Source organism: Streptomyces sp. NPDC048338, assembly GCF_043201055.1.
Taxonomy (GTDB): Bacteria; Actinomycetota; Actinomycetes; order Streptomycetales; family Streptomycetaceae; genus Streptomyces.
Genome location: NZ_JBICYQ010000007.1, coordinates 107,070 through 128,352, shown reverse-complemented (window position 1 = coordinate 128,352; position 21,283 = coordinate 107,070). Strand labels below are relative to the sequence as shown.

At 70.4% G+C, this 21,283-nt stretch carries 18 protein-coding genes; 14 read left to right on the top strand and 4 right to left on the bottom strand.

The features are described from left to right. Window positions 1–16: 16 nt before the first annotated feature. Window positions 17–784 carry a helix-turn-helix domain-containing protein gene (locus ACGFZF_RS18015; protein WP_393555135.1) on the bottom strand — a complete coding sequence of 256 codons (768 nt, stop codon included), beginning with the start codon at window positions 782–784 and terminating at the stop codon, window positions 17–19. Window positions 785–1,223: 439 nt separating this feature from the next. Here ACGFZF_RS18015 and ACGFZF_RS18010 point away from each other — a divergent pair, with 439 nt between their 5' ends. Then, complete coding sequence (locus tag ACGFZF_RS18010) at window positions 1,224–1,637, top strand: peptidoglycan-binding protein (protein WP_393555133.1); 414 nt, start codon at window positions 1,224–1,226, stop codon at window positions 1,635–1,637. Window positions 1,638–1,908: 271 nt separating this feature from the next. Continuing rightward, window positions 1,909–2,784 carry an MBL fold metallo-hydrolase gene (locus ACGFZF_RS18005; RefSeq protein WP_393555132.1) on the top strand — a complete coding sequence of 292 codons (876 nt, stop codon included), beginning with the start codon at window positions 1,909–1,911 and terminating at the stop codon, window positions 2,782–2,784. Window positions 2,785–2,866: 82 nt separating this feature from the next. On the opposite strand, the gene ACGFZF_RS18000 is transcribed toward ACGFZF_RS18005, so the two are convergent. Continuing rightward, complete coding sequence (locus ACGFZF_RS18000) at window positions 2,867–3,925, bottom strand: phosphotransferase (protein WP_393555621.1); 1,059 nt, start codon at window positions 3,923–3,925, stop codon at window positions 2,867–2,869. A 176-nt stretch (window positions 3,926–4,101) separates the two neighbouring features. Here ACGFZF_RS18000 and ACGFZF_RS17995 point away from each other — a divergent pair, with 176 nt between their 5' ends. The 9 genes from ACGFZF_RS17995 (at window position 4,102) to ACGFZF_RS17955 (ending at window position 13,556) form a co-directional block, all read left to right on the top strand. Further along, complete coding sequence (locus ACGFZF_RS17995) at window positions 4,102–4,773, top strand: DinB family protein (RefSeq protein WP_393555131.1); 672 nt, start codon at window positions 4,102–4,104, stop codon at window positions 4,771–4,773. Window positions 4,774–4,808: 35 nt separating this feature from the next. Continuing rightward, on the top strand, window positions 4,809–6,155 hold the full coding sequence (gdhA, locus tag ACGFZF_RS17990; RefSeq protein WP_393555130.1) for an NADP-specific glutamate dehydrogenase: 1,347 nt from the start codon (window positions 4,809–4,811) through the stop codon (window positions 6,153–6,155). Window positions 6,156–6,362: 207 nt separating this feature from the next. Next, window positions 6,363–6,599 carry a hypothetical protein gene (locus tag ACGFZF_RS17985; protein ID WP_393555129.1) on the top strand — a complete coding sequence of 79 codons (237 nt, stop codon included), beginning with the start codon at window positions 6,363–6,365 and terminating at the stop codon, window positions 6,597–6,599. Continuing rightward, the gene (locus ACGFZF_RS17980) at window positions 6,599–6,976 is read left to right on the top strand and encodes a fic family toxin-antitoxin system, toxin component (protein WP_393555128.1); all 378 of its coding nucleotides are present in this window, start codon (window positions 6,599–6,601) and stop codon (window positions 6,974–6,976) included. The genes ACGFZF_RS17985 and ACGFZF_RS17980 overlap by 1 nt, the downstream gene beginning before the upstream one ends. A 79-nt stretch (window positions 6,977–7,055) precedes the next feature. Beyond that, on the top strand, window positions 7,056–7,658 hold the full coding sequence (locus ACGFZF_RS17975; RefSeq protein ID WP_393555127.1) for a TetR/AcrR family transcriptional regulator: 603 nt from the start codon (window positions 7,056–7,058) through the stop codon (window positions 7,656–7,658). A 115-nt stretch (window positions 7,659–7,773) separates the two neighbouring features. Further along, complete coding sequence (locus ACGFZF_RS17970; RefSeq protein WP_393555125.1) at window positions 7,774–8,697, top strand: TauD/TfdA dioxygenase family protein; 924 nt, start codon at window positions 7,774–7,776, stop codon at window positions 8,695–8,697. Between the two features lie 51 nt (window positions 8,698–8,748). After that, window positions 8,749–10,101 carry an MFS transporter gene (locus ACGFZF_RS17965; RefSeq protein ID WP_393555123.1) on the top strand — a complete coding sequence of 451 codons (1,353 nt, stop codon included), beginning with the start codon at window positions 8,749–8,751 and terminating at the stop codon, window positions 10,099–10,101. A 90-nt stretch (window positions 10,102–10,191) separates the two neighbouring features. Next, window positions 10,192–11,901, top strand: coding sequence for an aldehyde dehydrogenase family protein (locus tag ACGFZF_RS17960; RefSeq protein WP_393555121.1), 1,710 nt, complete (start codon window positions 10,192–10,194; stop codon window positions 11,899–11,901). Between the two features lie 77 nt (window positions 11,902–11,978). Then, entirely contained in the window at window positions 11,979–13,556 is a 1,578-nt protein-coding gene (locus ACGFZF_RS17955; protein ID WP_393555119.1) for a long-chain fatty acid--CoA ligase, read from the top strand. Between the two features lie 48 nt (window positions 13,557–13,604). Here ACGFZF_RS17955 and ACGFZF_RS17950 read toward each other — a convergent pair whose 3' ends face one another. Further along, window positions 13,605–15,002, bottom strand: coding sequence for a DUF5685 family protein (locus tag ACGFZF_RS17950; protein WP_393555619.1), 1,398 nt, complete (start codon window positions 15,000–15,002; stop codon window positions 13,605–13,607). Between the two features lie 250 nt (window positions 15,003–15,252). Beyond that, window positions 15,253–16,752 carry a DHA2 family efflux MFS transporter permease subunit gene (locus ACGFZF_RS17945; protein WP_393555117.1) on the bottom strand — a complete coding sequence of 500 codons (1,500 nt, stop codon included), beginning with the start codon at window positions 16,750–16,752 and terminating at the stop codon, window positions 15,253–15,255. Between the two features lie 391 nt (window positions 16,753–17,143). Here ACGFZF_RS17945 and ACGFZF_RS17940 point away from each other — a divergent pair, with 391 nt between their 5' ends. From ACGFZF_RS17940 to ACGFZF_RS17930, 3 genes are all read left to right on the top strand, one after another. Further along, window positions 17,144–17,614 carry a pyridoxamine 5'-phosphate oxidase family protein gene (locus ACGFZF_RS17940; protein WP_393555115.1) on the top strand — a complete coding sequence of 157 codons (471 nt, stop codon included), beginning with the start codon at window positions 17,144–17,146 and terminating at the stop codon, window positions 17,612–17,614. Between the two features lie 184 nt (window positions 17,615–17,798). Next, window positions 17,799–19,754: an amino acid transporter gene (locus ACGFZF_RS17935; protein ID WP_393555113.1), complete on the top strand. Its 1,956-nt coding sequence runs from the start codon at window positions 17,799–17,801 to the stop codon at window positions 19,752–19,754. An 856-nt stretch (window positions 19,755–20,610) separates the two neighbouring features. Then, the gene (locus ACGFZF_RS17930) at window positions 20,611–21,093 is read left to right on the top strand and encodes an RICIN domain-containing protein (RefSeq protein ID WP_393555111.1); all 483 of its coding nucleotides are present in this window, start codon (window positions 20,611–20,613) and stop codon (window positions 21,091–21,093) included. The last annotated feature ends 190 nt before the right edge of the window (window positions 21,094–21,283 follow it).

Here is a 21,283-nt window from a genome sequence, read left to right as displayed (position 1 = left end):
GCCGTGTGTCGCGGGATCAGACGGGGGCCGTATCCGCCCCTCCGGGTGACCGTCGCCTCGCCAGGGCGGGTGCGAGTGGATCGGCCCGGAGGAGCGCCGCGCCGAGTGGGGTGAGGGTGTGCAGCACTCGGTTGGCCGAGCGCCGGCTGTTGATCAGACCGGCGTCGCGCAGTGCGGACGTGTGCTGGGTCGCGGCCGAGGCGGAGATCCCCACCGCTCGGGCGAGTTCCCCCGTGGTCGCCCCCGCCGCGCAGGCATGGAGGATGCCGGCACGACTCCGGCCGACGACTCCGGCCAGGGCCGCCATGGCGGCCGGCGCCGCGACCCGTTCGCAGCTCGGCATCCCGTCGAGGACCGAATACACGACGACCGGCGGCAACTCGGGGTCGGCGATGGGCACGGGCGAGCCCCAGCAGAAGTACGAGGGCACGAGCAGCAGCCCCCGGCCGGCCAGATGAAGGTCCCGGTCGCCGCCGAGCGCGTTCACATGGAGGACCGGCGGCTCCCACCGCATGGTCGGACGAAGGCTCCGAAGAAGACCGTCGATGCCCTCGGTGAGCAGGGCGCGGGTCCGCAGACACCGCTCAGCCTCCAGGGTCGCCTGGACATGGTCGGCCTGGGGCGCGACGACGGCGTCGTAGTAGGCCCGTAACACCCGCACCAGCTCCGTGCGGGTCTCCGTCTCGGCGAGGCGTGGCGCCCAGGGGGGAGCGCCGCTCACCCGGGCCAGCATCTCCACCTCCTGCAGCACCTGAGGGCCGGGCGTGGACAGGATCGCGTCCACACCGGCATCCCAGCCGCCGCCCCCGGCGGCCGGAGTGAGGAAATCGGGGAAATAGGCCGCCCGCGGGAAAAGCGGTAACAGCATGGTGCGTACAGCCGTTTCCAGCCCTTGCTCGCGAAGCCGGGTCCGGGCCGTGCGATGCCATTCGGCATAAGCCCAGCGCCCGCGGCGCGTCTGGAATCGATGCAGGCTGGAGGCGATCTCCCAGAACGGGTCCGCGGCGGCCGCCACACGCGTACGCCCGAGATCGGCATCGGTGAAATGAATGCGGAGCATGCAGTTCCCCCCGATTGCCGTGCGTCTTTTACATACGGCGAAACATGATGGCTGGCGCCTATCACGGCTGACAAGGTTCGCCGTATAGCACACGCAGTTCCGTCGCCCCGCCACCAGCGGCCGGCGACGTCCTTCCTGCCCGATTCCCGAAAAGGAGATCCCTGTGCGCAAGCCTGTCAACGCACTGCTCGCGACCGTCCTGGCCCTGGGTGGAGCAGCAGCGATGGCGCTCGGCTCGGCCGCCCCGGCCGCGGCCGCCAACCCGACGTGCAACTGGAGCGCCAAGTACTACGGCGCCTGGGTGCCCAATTACGGCACGACCAGCGTCAACGTCAACTGTGCGCTGTACCAGGGCGTCATGAACAACGTCGCGGTGGGCACGCTGCAGGAGACGCTCAACATGTGCTACGGGGAGAACCTCGTCGTGGACCAGGACTTCGGCGCCGCCACCGAGGCCGCGCTGCGCCGCGCCCAGCAGAAGGCCGGCACCACCGTGGACGGCGACTACGGTCCGCTCACCCGGAAGGCCATCAAGCACAAGCCCGTCAGCGGCAGCACGTGCGTCCGCGTCCCCTGACATCGGACCCCGGTGATGCCCCGTCGACCTGCTGACGTGGTTCGGTGATGCGGGCTTCGGCCCCTGCTGCGCCCCGTCGACCATGAGGTCGACGGGGCGCAGTGCCGAGATCCGGTTCGCTCCGGCGGGGCCGGCCCGCACGATCCTCGCTGCCGCGTGCGGGAATCCGATCGATGCGTGTTGCTACCCTCGTCGACGAGGCGTGCACGGGCCTCACCTGGGCACATTGCGGCGCATCCGTTCAGGACGGCGACGCGGATGAGGGGACTTCATGGGCTCCCGGATCTCACCGATCGACTTCGCCGACGTGGTGCCCCGGCCTCGGCCGCTCGACGTGCGGTGGATCCACGGCTCGCCGTCGGCGAAGCACAACACCGACCCCGACATCCAGGTGCACGCCTACGACGAGCACACGTTCATCCTCCGGCAGAACATGGCGATCGACTACGAGGCGCCGTTCCTCTTCCTGCTCATGGGGAACACACGAGCGGTGCTGATCGACACCGGGGCCACCGCCTCCCCCCGGTTCCTTCCACTGCGCCGCGTGGTCGACGAACTCGTCCGGTCCTGGCTCGCTCGCCATCCGCGGGCCGACTACCACCTGCTGGTGTTGCACACGCATCCGCACGGCGACCATGTCGCGGGAGACGGCCAGTTCGCCGACCGCCCGGACACGACGGTGGTCGGCGCGGAACGCGCCACCGCCTGGCCGTACTTCGGATTCGACGACCGCCCCGAGTCGGTCGCCGAGGTCGATCTGGGCGGCCGTGTGCTGGAGTGCCTGGCCACTCCGGGCCACCATGACGCCTCGGTGACGTTCTACGACCGGTGGACCGGGATCCTCCTCACCGGGGACACCGTCTACCCGGGCCGGCTCTACATTCAGGACTGGCCGGCCTTCCGCCGGACGATCGACCGTCTCATCGACTTCTGCGACGAGCGGACCATCACCCACCTTCTCGGATGCCACATCGAGATGACCCGCAGGCCGGGCGTCGACTACCCCGTCCGCACCGTGTACCAGCCCGAGGAACCACCCCTGCAGATGACCACCGGCCATCTCCGCGACATCCGGGCGGCACTCGACGAGATCGGCGACCAGCCCGCCCGACGCGCCTTCCCGCTGTTCATCCTCTGCCCCACCTGACGAGCCGGACCCGAATCCGGATGGCCGCCCTCGACTTCCCCGGACGGCCGACCAGGCAGGTCGGCGAGCCCTGGAACACGGCCTAGTACCAAGGGCGGGTGTCATGCGCGGGCAGCGGACGCAGCGTCGGCCAGCGTTCGAGCAGGCGGTTGGCCAGGGCGGAGCTGAGGCGGCCGACGGCGTGCAGGTGATCGTGGTCGCGGGTCATGTCGGCGACCACGCCCAAGCGGTGGACGAGCCGCTCGCGGGCGGAGACGTAGCCCCACTCGAAGTCCTCGGCGGGCACCCGGGCGAGCTGGTCGACCGTCCCGCGGTGGGCCCGCTCGACGAGTGCGTCGCCCTGGATCAGCCATCCCGCGCACGCGTCGGCGAGGTCACCCGGCACGTCCTTCCCGGTGAGGCCGCGCCAGGTGGTCCGGTAGATGTCCTCGACCTCCGTGAGCGGGGCCGCGGTGACCGACATGGCGCACCAGCAGGTGGGAAAGCCGATGCGGAAGTAGGCGAGTTCGATCAGGCCGTTGCCGAGCGAGGCCCGTTCGAAGTCGACGAAGCGGACGCCGTCGGCGGTGCGCAGGTCATTGCCGGGGCAGGGGTCGCCGTGCAGCAGCGCATGGTGCGGGGTGGGGTCCAACCGCTCCAGGAGACCGGCGAGTTCATCGGGAACCGTCGAAGGTACGGGTACGTCGAGCGCCCTGGCCAGGGTGAGGAAGGACTCCGCGTCCGTGGCCGTGGGCCCCGACCAGACCGGTAGGGCGCCCGCGTCGGCGGGCCCGGTCAGGGCGTGCAGCCGGGCGAGCGACTCGGCGTACCCCGGCATCCAGTCGTCCGTCCTGCCGAGGTCGTCCACGTACTCCAGGACCAACACCCGCGAGGACGGGTCCGTGGCGAGCACCGCGGGGGCGACGGCGAGCCCGGCGGACCGCCCCGCCAGGCGCAGCCCGGCGACCTCCCGCGCGAAGCGCGTGTCCGCGTCGGCGCCCGTGTCCCCGCCGTCGGTGATCTGCTTGACGATCACCAGCCGCCGGTCGGCCAGCCGCACGCGCCACACCCGTGACCGTGGACTGCTGTCCAGGAGCTTGGCCTGCTGGGGAATGCCCACGTTGCGGAGCAGCTCGTCATGGAACGGAACCCGGTTCGGCATGCCGACGAGCGTAGCCGTTGTCTCGCACGCGCGAGCGAACGCCGTGCCCCCGTCGAAGTCCTCCGGGGGCGTGTCCAGAGCGGCGGCCATGGCCAGGCCACCGCCCGTCCGCCGGTCGTTGCGGACCACGTACGCGATCTTGAGACCACGAGCAGCCCATGGCAGGCTCATGCTGCATGATCGATGAATTCGCGAAGGACAACCTGCACGGGAGACTGCGGCGGGACCGCGAGGCGCTGCTCTGGAAACTCGACGGCCTGTCCGAGTACGACGCCCGCCGACCTCTGACAGCGAGCGGGACGAACCTCCTCGGCCTGGTCAAACACGTGGCCACCGTCGAGGCCAGGTACTTCGGCGAGGTCTTCGACCGCCCTTCCCCGGAACCGCTGCCCCGGTGGCAGGACTCCGACGGCAGCGATCTGTGGGCGACCGAGGACGAGACCCGTGATCAGATCACCGGGTTCTACCGGCGCACGTGGGAACACTCGGACGTGACGATCAACGCGCTTCCGCTCGACGCCCCCGGCCACGTGCCGTGGTGGCCGGCGCCTCATGCCGACACCAACCTGTTCGCCGTCATGGTCCATGTCCTCGGCGAGTCCATCCGGCATGCCGGGCACGCCGACATCCTGCGCGAGGGCATCGACGGCCGGACCGGGTTGCGCGCCGAACACGAGAAGCGGATCGACGAGGAAGCCCGTGCGGCGCACTGCGCGAAGATCGAGCAGGCCGCCAGGTCGGCGCAACGCCCACGGGGCGGTGAGGTCCGGACGATTGATGGGATGTCCGATCGGCGCGACCCGAAGAATTCCGGATCGGCGACACACGGAGCGCACACGGTCGGGTAGAACGGACCCTCAGCCGAGGAAAGTGGGACGCAGCGGTGAACGTGAGCGAACATGTCGAGGCCGTGTACGCGGAGGTCTGTCGACGGAACCCCGGGGAGGCCGAGTTCCACCAGGCGGCGGTCGAGGTGCTGGAGTCCCTCGCCCCCGCCCTCGACCGGCACCCCGAGTACGTCGAGACCGGGATCGTGGAACGGCTGGTCGAGCCGGAGCGGCAGCTGATCTTCCGGGTCCCGTGGGTCGACGACCGAGGCACCGTCCGCGTCAACCGCGGATTCCGCGTGGAGTTCAGCAGCGCCCTCGGACCGTTCAAGGGCGGGCTGCGGTTCCATCCGAGCGTCAACCTCGGGATCGTGAAGTTCCTGGGGTTCGAGCAGGTCTTCAAGAACGCGCTGACCGGAATGACGATCGGCGGCGGCAAGGGCGGCGCGGACTTCGACCCCAAGGGCCGTTCGAGCGGCGAGGTCATGCGGTTCTGTCAGTCCTTCATGACCGAGCTCTACCGCCACCTCGGGGAGCACACCGACGTACCGGCCGGGGACATCGGCGTGGGCGGACGGGAGATCGGCTACCTCTTCGGGCAGTACAAGCGAATCACCAACCGGTACGAGTCCGGCGTCCTCACCGGAAAGCCGGTGGGGTGGGGCGGCTCCCACGCCCGTACCGAAGCCACGGGGTACGGGGCGGTCTACTTCGCCCAGGAGATGCTCGCCACGCAAGGCGACGGCTTCGACGGGCGACGCGTCCTGGTCTCCGGATCCGGGAACGTGGCGCTGTACGCGGTGGAGAAGGTTCATGCGCTGGGCGGCCGCGTGGTGGCCTGCAGCGACTCCTCCGGGTACCTCGTCGACGAGGACGGCATCGACCTGGACCTGCTGAAGGACGTCAAGGAGGTGCAGCGGGCCCGGATCTCCGCCTACGTGGACGCGAAGCCGTCCGCGCGGTTCTCGGCACGGGGCACGGTGTTCGACATTCCGTGCGATGTCGCGCTGCCGTGCGCGACTCAGAACGAGTTGGGCCGCGAGGACGCGGTGTCGCTGGTCAAGAACGGGGTGCGAGCGGTGGCGGAAGGCGCGAACATGCCTTGCACGCCCGAGGCGGTGGCGGTGTTCCGTGAGGCCCAGGTGCTCTTCGGCCCCGGAAAGGCCGCCAACGCGGGTGGCGTGGCGACGTCGGCGCTCGAGATGCAGCAGAACGCCGCCCGTGACAGCTGGTCCTTCGAGCAGACCGAGTCCCGCCTGGCCGAGGTCATGCGCGACATCCACCGGCAGTGCCGTACCACCGCCGAGGAGTACGGCGGCAACCCCGACGACTACGTGGTCGGGGCCAACGTGGCCGGGTTCCTGAGGGTTGCCGAGGCCATGGCGGCGCAGGGCGTCATCTGAGCCGGCCCCTCCGGTTCGCCCCCGGGGCCCGGCCTCCGGGGGCAGGGTGATGGTGCAGCGACTGGCGAGGACGGTTCGCCATCCGTCGACCGTGTCCACGACGGGGGCGAGCCGACCCGACGGACCCCGTGCGGACGGTGGGTCACGCACCTCGTCCAGGCGCTCGCCTGCCTACCCTCAGCTGGTAACGACTGTTACCATGCGGTCATGGGTAAGACGCAGCTGGGTGCCAGGGTGGACGCGGATGTGGCGGAGCTCGCTCGGAAGCGGGCCGCCGATCTGGGGATGAGCGTGGGGGACTACCTCGCGCGGCTGGTCCAGGACGACGCCAGCGGTCTGCGCGCCCGGGCGGTCGACGCGGCCGCTCGCTTCCTGGCCGAGCATCAGGACGTCTTCGACGAGGCAGAGGAGTCCCGGGCACCGCGTGGGGCGCACGCGGCGTGATGGACCTGAACATCGACGTCCCCTGGATCCTGCAGGTCGCCGAAGCCGCCGGCGCGAACGATCCGGCACCCGACGACTACGGCGTGCCCATCGCGGCGGTCGCCCGTCACCGCGCGGAACTGTTCGAGCAGCCCGTCTACGACGGCTCCTACGCCAAGGCCGCCGCCCTGGTGCACACGCTGGGCCGGTGCCGATGGCTGGAGCGTTCGAACATGGCTGTAGCGGCGGCGACCGGCGTCATGTACCTCGAGGCCGTCGGCATCTCCGTGAAGCCCGCACGCAAGGACGCCGTCGCCCTCAAGGACCTCCTGCTCGACCCCGCCTGCACGTCCCGAGAGATCGCCTCCCTGCTGCGGTCCTGGCCCACCGGCACGTAACTGACCCGACTCGGCAGGGGCTCCGGTCGACGGACTCGACTCGTTCCGGCAGGTCCGGCGGAGACCGTAGGCTCTGAGCATGGTGGATATGAAGCCGGGCGGGGCCGTACGAGGACCGGGGCGACCGCGCGAGGAGCGGGTCACCGCCGCCGTCCTGAGTGCGGTGGTGGACATGGTCACCGAGCAGGGGATCGGGGCGGTCACGATGGACGCCGTCGCGTCCCGCGCCGGGGTGAGCAAGCCGGCCATGTACCGGCGGTGGCCCACCAAGCAGGACCTGATCATCGCCGCCGCCGAGAGTCGTCTCGGTGTCCTGTCGGTGCCTGATCTGGGCGACTTCCGCGCCGAGCTCCGCTTCATCCTCACCGCTCGCCTGGAGGCGTATCGGCTGCCCGGGTCGGACCGGCTGATCGCGGGACTGATCGGGGCGACGGCCGAGGCGGGTGCGTCCCGGGGCCAGTACGCGGCGTACACCGAGCGGATCACGGGCGAGACGAGGCGCATCCTGGAGCGGGGGATGGACCGCGGTGACGTGGACCCGGACACCGATGTCCGGGCCGCGGCCACGCTGGTGGCCGCACCGCTGCTCTTCCGGCTGGTCGGTGAGCAGGAGATGCCCGACACCCGCTTCGTGGAGACGCTGGTCGAACTCGTGGCCCGGGCTGTGGGCCCGACCGGCTGACGCCTGGCGTCAGCGGCTTTCCCGCGCCCGATTCTTCGTGCCGCCAAGCCCTTGCCTACCCGCACCCTGATAACGATACTTCCGGTAACGATTTTCCGGCCGTTACGGAGGACTCATGGACAGCGCTGTCACCACCCCCGCCCCCGCGCTCGACAAGCCGCTGATGCACTACGGCAAGCGCACGCTCGACCGCATCGCGCCGGACGCGCCCCAGCCCGACTACCGGCTCCTGGACATCAGCCCGCTCACCCCGCACATCGGCGCCGAGATCGAGGGCGTCGACCTCTCGCTCCCGATCGGCGAGGATGTCGCGGAGGAGATCCGGCAGGCCCTTCTGGAGTGGAAGGTGCTCTTCTTCCGCGACCAGCACGGCTTCGACCCGCAGTCCCAGCTCGCGTTCTCCGCACTGTGGGGCGAGCCGGAGGCCAACCCGTTCTTCCCCAAGGGCGACACGGTCGGAGTCTCCCGGCTGGCCAAGGACGCCATGGCCATGGGCACGGAGAACATCTGGCACAGCGACCACTCGTTCATGGCCGCGCCGGCCCTCGGCTCCGTGCTGCGGGCCGTCGAGGTCCCGTCCGCCGGCGGCGACACCATGTGGGCGGACATGGCGGCCGCCTACGACAACCTCACCGAGTCCCTGAAGGCCCGGATCGAGGGGCTCACCGCGGTGCACGACTGGGTGCCCAGCTGGGGTTCGCTGATGACCGCGGCCCAGCTCGCCGCGCATCGCGAGAACCTGCCGGCCGTCGAGCACCCCGTGGTCGTCCGCCACCCGCGCACCGGCCGCAAGCTGCTCTACGTCAACGAGCCCTTCACGACCCGGATCGTCGGCCTGTCGGACGCGGAGAGCCGCGAACTGCTGGGCGAGCTCGTCCTCCAGGCCCGTATCCCGGAGTACCAGGTGCGCTTCCGCTGGCAGCCGGGGTCCGTCGCGATCTGGGACAACATCGCCACCCAGCACTACGCGATCAACGACTACTTCCCGCAGCGCCGTGTCATGGAGCGCATCGCCATCGCCGGCGTCCCGCTCTCCTGATCGAGCTCCAGGCCCCCTCCCCCCTCCCCATCCAGTCTCCGCGGAGCCCCTGTGACCGACACCGACGTCGCACCCGCTGTGCCCGCCGGCCCCCCGAAGGTGCCGAGCAGAACGAGACGCCGCGCGTGGATCGTCACGGCGCTGCTCGTCGTCTTCATGATGATCAATTTCGCCGACAAGTCCGTGCTCGGTCTGGCCGCGGAGGAGATCCGACAGGACCTCGGCCTGTCCGCATCGGCCTTCGGGCTCGCCAGCAGCGCGTTCTTCCTGCTGTTCTCGATCTCCGGTGCCGCGGTGGGGCTGCTCGCCGACCGCGTCCGGCCGAAGTGGCTGCTGCTGATCATGGCCGTCCTGTGGTCCGTCTCCCAGGCGCCACTCGCCATCGGGGGAGGGCTGGCGGTGCTCATCGCCTCACGTGTTCTCCTCGGCGCCGCCGAGGGGCCCGCCTATCCGGTCGCCCAGCAGACGACCCTGTCCTGGTTCCCCAACCACCGGCGCAACCTGCCCGGGGCGCTGATCGTCCTGGGGATCACGCTGGGGGTCCTGGTCGCCGCTCCCGTGCTGACGTGGTTGATCGACCATCACGGCTGGCGCTCGGCCGTCGCCGCGGTGGCCCTGGTCGGCGTGGTGTGGACGCTGCTGTGGATCCCCTTCGGAGGAGAAGGGCCGTACGCGACCGCATCGGACGGCGACCCCCCGGCCGAGGCGTCCTCCGACGACGGGCCGGGGACGGGCACCGGGACCGAGGCCGGGACGGGCCAGGCACAGCCCAGGGTGCCGTACCGCCGGATCCTCGCGACCCGCACCTGGATCGGTGTCACGATCGGCTACTTCAGCACCTACTGGGTCATCGCCTTCGCCCTGGTGTGGCTCCCCTCCTACCTCCGCGACGGGCTGGGCTACTCCTCGGCCGTGTCCACACAGCTGCTGATGCTGTTCTGGGGTCTGAGCGGAATCCTGGTGCTCGGGCAGGCGGGCCTGACCGGATGGATGCTGCGCCGCGGTATCGCGAGCCGGTGGGCCCGCGGTCGGGTCGGCGGCGGCCTCCTGCTCGTCTCCGGTGCTTCCTGTCTGACCCTGCCTGTGGCCCCGTCCGGCGCTGTGACGGTCCTCCTGCTGCTCGGCGCCTTCGGCCTTGCCGGAGCGATGGGCAGCATCGCCGCCACCACCATCATGGAACTGGCTCCTGCCGATCGTCGCGGCGGCGCCCTGGGCTTCATGAACGCCGTGGTGACCACCGCCGGTCTGATCGCCCCGACGCTGATCGGCAGCCTCGTGGACACCCATGCAGCGGAGGGCTACCAGTACGCGGTCCTGATCACCGGTGCCCTGCTCCTGGTGGGCGGAACCGCCGCCGTCACGCTGATCAACCCCGACCGCGACGCCCGCCTGCTCTCCGTGTGACGACAGGTACGGGCCTGCTCCTCGCGCAGCGCACGGGGCAGGCCCCACCTTCCCCACCTTCCCGCTCCCGACCTTCCGCAAGGGACGACGTTGAACACCAGCGCCCTCGACACCTCCTTCCTCGACCGCACCGTGGCCGACGTACGCGGCAACGCCGAGTCCTGGTCCGCCACCCCGCTCACCGAACGCATCGCCCTCCTGGAGCGGTTGCAGCCGCGCGTCGTCGCACGCGCGGCCGAGATGGCCGGCGCGGGCAGCCGGGCGAAGGAGGTCGAACCGGACTCCACCTGGGCGGCCGAGGACTGGATCGGCGGCCCCTGGGCCCTGATCCAGAACGCCGCGGCGCTGTTGCACGTCCTGCGACGGATCGCCGCGGGCAGGGACCCGCTGGACGGGAGGGCCGTCCACGAGGAGAACGGCCGCACCCGCGTCGACGTCTTCCCCGCCACCGGCTGGGACACCCTGCTGCTCAACGGCTTCCGGGCCGAGGTGTGGATGCGCCCCGGCGTCACCGCGGAGCAGACGCGGGCGGGCGCCGCCGGCGAGTACCGGGGCAGGCAGGGAGACCCGGCACTGGCCCTGGTACTCGGCGCCGGCAACGTCGCCGCCATCACCGCGCTGGACGTCCTGCACAAGCTCTACGCCGAGGGCCAGGTCGTCATCGCCAAGATGAACCCGGTCAACGCCTATCTCCGCCCCCACTTCGAGTACGTCTTCGCCGAGTTCGTCGAACGGGGCTGGGTGCGCTTCGTCGACGGCGGCGCGGCCGAGGGCGCCTATCTCACCCGCCACGAAGGCGTCGACACCATCCACGTCACCGGCAGCGACCGCACCCACGACGCCATCGTCTGGGGCACCGACGAGGACGCGGAGCGACGCCGCCGTGACGACCTCCCGCTGATCACCAAGCCCTTCAGCAGCGAACTCGGCGGCGTCAGCCCGTGCATCGTGGTGCCGGGCCCGTGGAGCGACGCCGACTTCCGCTTCCAGGCCGAGCACATCGTCACCAGCAAGATGAACAACTCCGGCCACAACTGCATCGCCAGCCAGATCCTGGTCCTGCCACGAGACTGGGACGGCACCGACCGGCTCCTGGACGAGATCCGGCGGATACTGCGTGAGCTGCCCCCGCGCACCGACTACTACCCCGGCGCCGAAGGCCGTCTCGCCGCGGTACGCGAGGCCCACCCGCAGGCGGAGACGCACGGTCCGGACTGCCGGCTGCTCGTCCCCGACATCACCGACCACCACGACGACGTCCTCGTCACCGGCGAGGTCTTCGGCAGCGCCCTGGGCGTCGTCCGCCTGCCCGGCGCGACCCCGGCCGAATTCCTGCGGCACGCGGTCGACTTCGCCAACGACACCCTGCCCGGCACCCTGGGCGCCACTCTGATCGTCCACCCGAAGACCGAGAAGTCCCACCGGGACACGGTGCGCACCGCCCTCGCCGAGCTGCGCTACGGCACCCTCGGCGTCAACTGCTGGTCAGGCGTCGGCTTCCTCCTCGGCTTCACCCCGTGGGGTGCCTTCCCCGGCCACACCCGCCAGGACATCGGCAGCGGCATCGGCTTCGTGCACAACGCGTTCATGCTCGAGGACATCGAGAAGACCGTGCTGCGCGCCCCCTTCACACCGGCCCCCCGGGGCCTGGTCACGGGTGACCCGTCGCTGTCACCCCGCCCCCCGTACTTCGTCACCAACCGCACCTCGCTGACCACGGTGCAACGCCTCACCCGCTTCACGGCGGCGCCGAGCCTGGCGAAACTGCCCGCACTCCTCGCCTCCGCGCTGCGGGGCTGACCTCCGGCCGCCGTCCTGCCGGTCCCTGAATCCGCCACGCCTTCGGCGCCCGCCGAGGCATCCCCAACGGAGACCTCATGCTCAATCTCGCCGCCCTGCTGGAGAACAGCGCCCGCACCGTGCCCGACCGCACGGCAGTCGTGCTGGGCACCCAGCGGCTCACCTACGCCGAGCTGGACACGGCCGCCCGTCAGGTGGCCGACCTGCTGTGTTCGCGCGGCATCCAACCCGGCGACAAGGTCGCACTGTCGTGCCCGAACCTTCCCTGGTTCCCGATCGTCTACTACGGCATCCTCAAGGCCGGCGCGGTGGTCGTCCCGCTCAACGTGCTCCTCAAGGGACGCGAGATCGCGTACCACCTGGCCGACTCCGAGGCGAAGGCGTACTTCTGCTTCGAGGGCACCGCGGACCTGCCGATGGGGCAGGCGGGCTGGTCCGGCTTCGGTGAGACCCCCGGGTGCGAGAACTTCTTCCTGATGACCGCGGCCCCCACCGACGCCTCCCCGATCGCGGGCGCCGAGACCCTGACCGCGGCACTGGCCTCCCGGAGCGCGGACTTCGAGACGGTGGCCACCGAGTCCGGTGACACCGCGCTCATCCTGTACACCTCGGGCACCACCGGCCGTCCCAAGGGCGCCGAGCTCACCCACTCCAACGTGATGCTCAACGTCCTGACCTGCCACAAGCTGTTCGGCGAGGTCGAGCACGACGTCCATCTGATCACCCTGCCGCTCTTCCACTCCTTCGGCCAGGTCGTGCAGATGAACGCCGGCATCGCCTCCCGGGCGACGCTCGTGCTGCTGCCACGCTTCGACGCCCGCTCGGCCCTCGCCCTGATGCAGCGCCATGCCGTCACCTTCTTCGCGGGTGTTCCCACGATGTACTGGGCCCTGCTCGAAGAGGAGGCGCACGATGTCGACCTGCCGCTGATCGCCAAGAACCTGCGGATGGCCGGGTCGGGAGCCTCGGCGCTGCCGGTCGAGATCCACCGCCGGTTCCGTGAGCGTTTCGGGGTCACCGTCATGGAGGGCTACGGCCTCTCGGAGACCAGCCCGGCGGCCACCTTCGTGCCGCCGGGCGAGGAGGCGCGTCCGGGCTCCATCGGGCGCCCCGTCTGGGGTGTCGAGGTGGACCTGGTCGACAAGGACTGGGCACCGGTCCGGGGCGCCGACGCGATCGGCGAGATCGTCGTCCGCGGCCACAACGTCATGAAGGGGTACTACAACCGACCCGAGGCGACCGCCGAGGTGATGCGCGACGGGTGGTTCCGCACCGGTGACCTGGCCCGCCGTGACGCCGACGGATGGTTCTACATCGTCGACCGCGCCAAGGACATGATCATCCGCGGTGGGTTCAACGTGTACCCGCGCGAGATCGAGGAAGTCCTGCTCACCCACCCCGCCGTGAGCATGGCAGCCGTCATCGGTGTGCCGCACGACCGTCACGGCGAGGAGATCAAGGCGTGCGTGGTCCGCGCCCCGGGGGCGACGCTCACCGAGGAGGAGCTGATCGCCTGGTGCAGGGACGAGATGGCGGGCTACAAGTACCCCCGCCTCGTGGAGTTCCACAACGCCCTGCCCATGAATGCCACCGGCAAGATCCTCAAGCGCGAGCTGAGGGACGCGGAGTACCACGCGATCGACGCGGCTCGATAAGGACGCCGGCACCGGGCCCCTTCGGGGCCCGGATGGTTCGTCCGCCGGTCAGTCGCAGCAGTCGCAGCAGCACTTGCACGGGTTGCAACAGCCCCCGCCGCAGCCGTCACCCGAGCCTCCACCGGAACCACCGGAACCACCGGAGCCGCCGGACCCGTGGCCTCCGCCCGAACCGCCCCAACCGCCCGAGGAGCCCGACGAGTTGCCGCCACCGTGCCCGCCGAACCAGCCGTCGCCCCCGGAACCGTCCCTGCCCGAGGCATCCCGGCCCGAACCGCCGCTGCTGTTGCCGTCGCCGACCTGCCAGGGCTCACCCTCACCCGGATCCGCGTCGTCGTCGCAGCGGCAGCAGTGGTGGCACAGCCTGCAATCGCCACACAGCCGACGATGCTCGCGACAGCGCCGGCACTCTCCCTCCGGCGGCCGGCCCGATGCCGTCGGCGCGGCATCCGGGTCCGCACCCGCCAGCACACCGATGCCGCACGTCGTGCCGGCGGCGGTCGCCGAGGGCTCTTGCGTCGCCGTCCGGCGACCCAGCCACGGCAGCATGCGCAGGCTCGGCGTCCGGCGGTCGTGCTGATGGTGGCGATGCCGGGGGTCGAAGACGCGATCGACGGCGCGCTCCAACTCGCTGCCGAGGAGAGCCCGTACCAGTTGCCCGTCGACGAACACGGCATCGGACAGGGAGAGCCGGATTCCGTGAACGGCGTCGTCGCAGAGCCTGCGCACCTCCGCGCGGTCCGCTCCGGTCACGGCGATCGGATTCCACGCGCCCGACGCCTCGTCCGCGTCCAGGTCCTCCACCGCGTCCAGCAGATGCGCCAGCCGACCGAACAGGCGACCGGCCTCCGCCAGCGGTTCCGCATTGTCCGGGCGGTCCGTGAGGACGGCGGTGTAGGCGAAGGCGGCGGCGGTCGCGGTTTCCGTGGGCTCCGTGACCGCCAGCAGCGAGCCGCCTCGGCCGGTCGACCGCTCGATCTCCGGCTGGCGCTCGACCGCCCCGAGCAGCACCGAGGTGTCGAAGCCGAGCCGTTCGCCGCCTGCGGCACCCGCGCGGTCCCAGCCGTCGGCGATCCGGCGTGCTGCCATCGCCACCGGGCGGCGTCCCAACAGCCCGTCGCGGTCGGCCACGTGGTCACGTATCTTCGCGGCGGCGAGCACCAGCGACACCGTCGCCGCCAGCCGCGCGCCCTCGCCCTGCGCAACGTCCGCCGACCGCATTCCGCGCAGCGGGCACGGACCTGCCCCTCGTCGCCAGTCGCCGCTTCGCTCCGACTGCGCTTCGGTCAGTACCGAGACGATCAGACCGTCGTAGTTGGTGGCTGCCCGCGCGAACTGCCCGTACTCTCCGCGCAACGCCAGGCACAGCCCGCACAGGTGCGCCATCCACTCGGTACGCAAGCCCTCGCCCAGCCGATGACGGCACGGCCTGATGATTCCGAACACCGAAAATCTCCCCCGTAGAACAGCTACCCGGACGCATCGGTCGGACGACTCACCGACGAGAGACCGCACCACTGGCACGACCTCGGGTGACGTCAACCGCATGCGCCATCAACGCGCGGTCGTCATCCTAAAGGGGCCTCCTGAAAAGCGTCCCTCCCGGGACGCCGACCGGCACCTCTGCCCGGCTGTTCCGGTCCTGAGTGCCGACGCCGGCCACGCCGGCACTCCTTCGCCGAAGACCTTCAGGCCGCTACGCGGGTTCGGGGGCGGTCTTGTTCGTCGTGGTGCCGTCCTCGTCCTGGGCCTCCGGCGCAACGGGCTGTTGCGGCGCGGGCGGAGTGCGGACCAGTAGTGCGACCAGCACGGCAAGCCCCCCGAGTACGGCGCCGATACCGAATCCCCACCGGATGCCCGTGGCCAGGGCGTCCGTGGGGGCGGCGCCGCCGGCTGCCGCCGTGGCGGCGCGTCCCGACATGACACTGATGACGAGGGCGGTGCCGGCGGCCGCCGCGACCTGTTGGAGCGAGCCCAGGATGGCGGATCCGTGAGGGTAGAGGTGCGGCGGAAGTACCGACAGGCCGGAGGTGAAGACGGGGGTGAAGACGAATGCCATGCCGGCGCTCAGTGCCACGTGAAGGGTGAGCACCAGCCACGGCGAGGTCTGTGCGTCCGTGAAGGCGAACAGCGCGAGGCAGAGCGCCGTGAGTGCGGCTCCGGGGACGACCAGCCGCGGTGCGCCGAGCCGGTCGTAGAGCTTTCCGACCTGGGGTCCGAGCAGGCCCATGGTCAGGCCGCCGGGGATGAGGAGCAGTCCGGTCTGCAGTGAGGTCAGGCCGCACACCTCCTGCAAGTAGATCGGCAGCAGGATGAACGCACCCATGAGTGCCATGAAGGACAGGCACATCAGGCCGAGTGCCACGGAGAAGTGGCGGAACGTCAGGGCTCGCAGGTCCAGCAGCGGTGCGGACGAGCGCTGCAGGGCCAGCTGCCGCCAGGTGAACAGGCCGACCAGCACGGCGCCGACCAGGGTCGTGGCCTCCGGGGGCACGACCGCCGTGGCTTCGTCCCCGGCACCGAGGCCGCTCAGGCCGTAGACCAGGGCGCCGAAGCCCGCTGCCGCGAGAGGGACGGACAACCAGTCGATCGGACCGGCCTGCGGCTCACCGATGTTGACCAGTCGGCGCTGACCGACGAACGCCATGGCTCCGGCGATGGGCAGGACGGCCAGGAACAGCAGGCGCCATGTTCCCAGCTGCAGCAGGACACCGGAGGCCGCAGGGCCGAGGGCGGGTGCGACGGAGATGACGAGGGTGATGTTGCCCATGACGCGGCCGCGGTCGTGCGGGGGCACGAGGGTCATGAGCGTCGTCATGAGCAGCGGCATCATGACGGCGGTGCCACTGGCCTGGATGACGCGGGCGACCAGGAGCACGGGGAAGGCGGGCGCGGCCGCTGCCAGCGCCGTGCCGGCGAGGAACAGTGCCATGGCCAGGCCGAAGGCGGTCCGGGTCGTCACGCGCTGGAGGAACCACCCGGTCACCGGGATGACGACGGCCATGGTGAGCATGAAGGCCGTGGACAGCCATCCTGCGGCCGCCGCGGTGACCTCGAACTCGCGCATGAGTCGCGGGATCGCGTTGACCATGATCGTCTCGTTGAGGAGAACGACGAAGGTGGACAGCACGAGAATCCGCAACACGGCGGTGACCCGGTCGGGCGGGAGGGTGGGTGTGGCGTGTGGTGCGAGCATGGCGCCTTCCGTCAGGTGAGTGTTCTCCGCACGTGGCAGGTCACACCGATAGACCGCAGCGTCGGAGAGAACTCATCGGTGTTCCCCGATCCTGTCGGCGCCGCCGCCGCGCGCTCAAGCGATTTTTCGGACCTGATGCGGCCGGGGCGGGCTCGTCAGGGTCGGGGATGACATTATCGTCTGCAACAAAACTATCTGCTACAGTCTTTTCCGTCGGGTCAACGGGCGACGAGGGGCGGCGTGTTCGCCGCATGCGACCCGTGCCGTCCTCCACCTCACCGCAGCCCGAGCGGTGGCCGCCCCCGAGCCCGCCGTCGACGGGTCGGCTCCCGCCCTGTCGCGGCCGTCCGACCTGTCACCACGTCACTCCGATCGCTGAAGGTTGGTACCCATGAGCCGGCTCACCGCCACCGAGACCACCGCTGGTACGACACAGAACGATGGCCCGGCCCCGAGAGTGCTCAGCGACGAGGAGCTCTCCGAGCTCTTGCGCCAGGGGCGGTTCGGTGTGCTCGCGAGTGTGCGGAGCACCGGCCACCCGCATCTGTCGACCGTCCTCTACGACTGGGATGCCGCGGAACGCGTGCTGCGGGTCTCCTCCACCGCTGATCGTCTCAAGGTCCGGCAGCTGCGTCGTGACCCGCACGCATCACTGCACGTCAGCGGCCCGGACGTGTGGTCCTTCGCCGTTGCGGAGGGAGAGGCGGAGATAGTGGACCCGGCCGACGGGGCGGCCCCCGGTGGGCAGGTGCTGCCTGACCGGCGCGTGACCATCGCGCTCCGGGTTTCGCGCCTGTACGGGACCGCACTCGACATCCCCACGGAGGAATCCTCTCCGCATCGGTCGAGCCCGCGCCTCTGACGACCTCGTACCTCTCCCGTACCCCTCTCGGCTGCGCCCGGTGTGACGCATCCGACGTCCGACCGGGGCATCTTGATGCTTCCCTGACGCGCTCGCCGAGGTTCCGGCCGATCGTGCTGCTTACGCTGGCTCGGCCGCTGGTCAGGCGGCCGATCACCCCCTTCAGCCACGTCCGGGAGCATCCATGTCCACCACGAACGAGACGCGCGGCGGCCGGCTGCGCTCGTGGATGCTGGAGGGGCTGTCCGACATGGGCAAGGGCAAGCCCTCCCGCCCCAAGGAGCCCGCGCCCGACGCCGGGCACAAGGGGCAGCGCTGGTGGCGGGTGATGTGTCTGACCGGCGTCGACTACTTCTCCACCCTCGGCTACCAGCCCGGGATCGCCGCCCTGGCGGCCGGCCTGCTCTCGCCGATCGCCACCATCGTGCTGGTCGTCGTGACGCTGGCCGGCGCGCTGCCGGTCTATCGGCGGGTGGCGGAGGAGAGCCCGCACGGCGAGGGCTCGATCGCGATGCTGTCCCGGCTGCTGTCCTTCTGGAAGGGCAAGCTGTTCGTCCTCACCCTGCTCGGCTTCGCCGCGACCGACTTCCTCATCACCATCACCCTGTCGGCGGCCGACGCCTCCACCCACCTCGTGGAGAACCCGCATCTCGAATCGGCCCTGCACGACAAGCAGGTACTCATCACCCTGATCCTGATCGCGCTGCTCGGCGCCGTGTTCATGAAGGGCTTCCTGGAGGCGATCGGCGTCGCCGTCGCCCTGGTCGGGATCTACCTGGGACTGAACGCGGTGGTCGTGGTCACCGGCCTGTGGCAGGTCGTCACCGAAGGGCACGTCGTCACCGACTGGACCGCGGCCCTCACCCAGGAACACGGCAACATCTTCGTGATGATCGGGGTCGCGCTGGTCGTCTTCCCGAAGCTCGCGCTCGGGCTGTCCGGGTTCGAGACCGGCGTGGCGGTCATGCCGCATGTGAAGGGCGATCAAGGCGACACGGAGGCGAAGCCGGCGGGCCGGATCCGCGACACGAAGAAACTCCTCACCACCGCCGCGTCGATCATGAGTGTCTTCCTGATCTGCACGAGTTTCATCACCACGGTCCTCATCCCGCACCAGGAGTTCGAGTCCGGCGGCAAGGCCAACGGACGCGCGCTCGCCTACCTCGCCCACGAGTACCTCGGCAACGCCTTCGGCACGGTCTACGACGTCTCGACGATCGCGATCCTCTGGTTCGCCGGCGCCTCCGCGATGGCCGGCCTGCTCAACCTGATGCCCCGCTACCTGCCCAAGTACGGCATGGCACCGCACTGGGCGCGCGCGGTGCGCCCCATGGTGCTGGTCTTCACCCTGATCGCCTTCCTGGTGACCTGGATCTTCGACGCCGACGTCGACGCCCAGGGCGGCGCGTACGCGACCGGTGTCCTCGTCCTGATCTGCTCGGCCGCGATCGCCGTGACCATCGCGACCCGCAAGGCCGGCCAGCGGGGCTGGACCATCGGCTTCGGCGCCATCTCCGTCGTCTTCCTCTACACCACCGTCGTCAACGTCATCGAGCGTCCGGACGGCGTGAAGATCGGTGCCTGCTTCATCGCCGGCATCATCCTCGTCTCCCTCCTGTCCCGCCTCGGCCGTGCCTTCGAGCTGCGCGTCACCCACGTCGAACTCGACGAGCTGGCCCAGCGCTTCATCCAGGACGTCTCCCGCCGCACACCGCGCTTCATCGCCAACGAACCCGACACGCGCGACGTCGCCGAGTACCGCGACAAGATCGAGCAGATCCGCGCCGACAACGACCTGCCGACGACCGAGGACTTCGTCTTCGTCGAGGTCACCGTCACCGACCCGTCCGAGTTCGAGGCCGAGCTGACCGTACGGGGCGAGGTCCTGCACGGCCGTTACCGCGTCCTCACCGTCGAGTCGTCCTCCGTCCCGAACGCCCTCGCAGCCCTCCTGCTGCACGCCCGGGACCTCACCGGCACCCGCCCCGACATCTACTTCGAATGGACCGAGGGCAACCCCTTCGCCAACTTCCTCCGCTTCTTCCTCTTCGGCCAGGGCGAGATCGCCCCGGTCACACGCGAGGTGCTGCGCGAGGCGGAGTCCGACCGCGACCGGCGGCCTCGCGTCCACGTCGGCTAGGGGCTCGCTCTCGGGAGACGCCGAGAGGCCCCGGGCTCCCGCCCGAGAAGCACCGCCGCCGTGTCCTGCCCGGTCGTTCCGGACGCGTGCTTCCGGCCCGGGTTCGGCTTCCGGAAGCCGACCTCCTGGAGGATCTTCTGAGCCTCCGGCGAGAACAGCCACGGGTGATGGCGGCGCCGGACTCGCTCGCGGCGGACAGGTGAGGCACCGAGGGGGGAGGCTTTCTCTTCGTAGCGGGGTCGAGCCCGCCGTGGTCGCTTCCGTGGTGAGCGTTCAGCGGGGGAGGCCCGTGGGGCACGCCGTGCGTGACATCCACACGCTCGCCCCGCCTGTCGGGTCGTGCTGACGGGCGGTGCGCTCCGTGTGCAGGATTGCCGCGCGCTGCGCACACTCTCACCCGTTGCGCCGTTCTAGATTCGTGGGTGCCGGGATCCTGTCTCGGCGGTGAATGGTGTCGTCGGCCCAGCGAATGGTCCGGCGACGGGGAAGGGTGAGTGCGTTGCCGGGGGTGGTCCTGTGCGGCTGCTACACGACCGACGGGGGAACCGCACAGGTCGTGCGGGCGTGTGGGGCGTTCGCGACCTGCAGGATCGTCGTGGCGACCGGCACGCGACCGCGTACTGCAGGGAAGTGACCCGGTCTCGCCGATCGCCCGCGTGTCGCCTGTCCGGAACGACCACCGGATCTGCGCGAACCCGCGGAAGCGGCCATCAGGTGAGCTCGGAACGCCCCACCCCTCACACCTGCACAGGCTCGCCTCGGCCTGTGGCCATCACCCATCACTGACCACCACCCCGGACGTCCCGGCCCCCTGCGGCCGCCAGGTCCGGGGAAGCCTCTTCGGGGAAGATCGAACATGATACGTAAGGCATCAGCGCTCCTCATCTCGCTGCTCACCGTGCTGGGCGTCAGCGTCCTGTCGACGGGCCCGGCCCAGGCCGCCGGCACCCGGCTCTACAACCTCGGTAGCTGCGCCACGCCTGAGGGCAACGGCACCTCCAACGGGACTGTCATCACCGTCTGGTCCTGCACGGGCAGCAACCTGCAGAACTGGCACTGGCTCAACCAGCACATCGTGCACGACGTCAGCGGCAAGTGCCTGACCCCGCGCGGCAACGCCTCCGCCACCAACGGCGCGGTCCTCACCCTGTGGACCTGCGACTGGAGCGACACCAGCCCGCAGGTGTTCGTCGGCAACTCCGGCCGGACCTGGACCAAGTACGGCAGCAAGTGCATCACGAACAAGGGCAACTCGTCGGCCAACGGCACCTGGCTGACCCTGTGGACGTGCAACCCCGAGTTCAACACCGCCCAGGCCTGGGGCCTCGTCTTCCCCTGACCCGATCGCGGGGCGCGCGCAGCCCGCTGCTCCCACAGTGAAGCCGTCAGCGGTTCACAACCACCCGCGCCCACCCGTACGAAGGCCCCCCGCCGATCTCGGCTGGGGGCCTTCGACATCCGTGCTGCGGCACCGCACGAGGACGGTCAGGGACGGCCGAGTCCCGGAGCCGTAGTGATCTACCGCAACC

Bases quoted from the DNA above. Each gene is read 5' to 3' on its own strand.
- ACGFZF_RS18005 (WP_393555132.1), top strand. From the start codon at position 1,909: ATGGGCTCCCGGATCTCACCGATCGACTTCGCCGACGTGGTGCCCCGG.
- ACGFZF_RS18000 (WP_393555621.1), bottom strand. From the start codon at position 3,925: ATGCCGAACCGGGTTCCGTTCCATGACGAGCTGCTCCGCAACGTGGGC.
- ACGFZF_RS17995 (WP_393555131.1), top strand. From the start codon at position 4,102: ATGATCGATGAATTCGCGAAGGACAACCTGCACGGGAGACTGCGGCGG.
- ACGFZF_RS17985 (WP_393555129.1), top strand. From the start codon at position 6,363: ATGGGTAAGACGCAGCTGGGTGCCAGGGTGGACGCGGATGTGGCGGAG.
- ACGFZF_RS17980 (WP_393555128.1), top strand. From the start codon at position 6,599: ATGGACCTGAACATCGACGTCCCCTGGATCCTGCAGGTCGCCGAAGCC.
- ACGFZF_RS17975 (WP_393555127.1), top strand. From the start codon at position 7,056: ATGGTGGATATGAAGCCGGGCGGGGCCGTACGAGGACCGGGGCGACCG.
- ACGFZF_RS17970 (WP_393555125.1), top strand. From the start codon at position 7,774: ATGGACAGCGCTGTCACCACCCCCGCCCCCGCGCTCGACAAGCCGCTG.
- ACGFZF_RS17955 (WP_393555119.1), top strand. From the start codon at position 11,979: ATGCTCAATCTCGCCGCCCTGCTGGAGAACAGCGCCCGCACCGTGCCC.
- ACGFZF_RS17945 (WP_393555117.1), bottom strand. From the start codon at position 16,752: ATGCTCGCACCACACGCCACACCCACCCTCCCGCCCGACCGGGTCACC.
- ACGFZF_RS17940 (WP_393555115.1), top strand. From the start codon at position 17,144: ATGAGCCGGCTCACCGCCACCGAGACCACCGCTGGTACGACACAGAAC.
- ACGFZF_RS17935 (WP_393555113.1), top strand. From the start codon at position 17,799: ATGTCCACCACGAACGAGACGCGCGGCGGCCGGCTGCGCTCGTGGATG.
- ACGFZF_RS17930 (WP_393555111.1), top strand. From the start codon at position 20,611: ATGATACGTAAGGCATCAGCGCTCCTCATCTCGCTGCTCACCGTGCTG.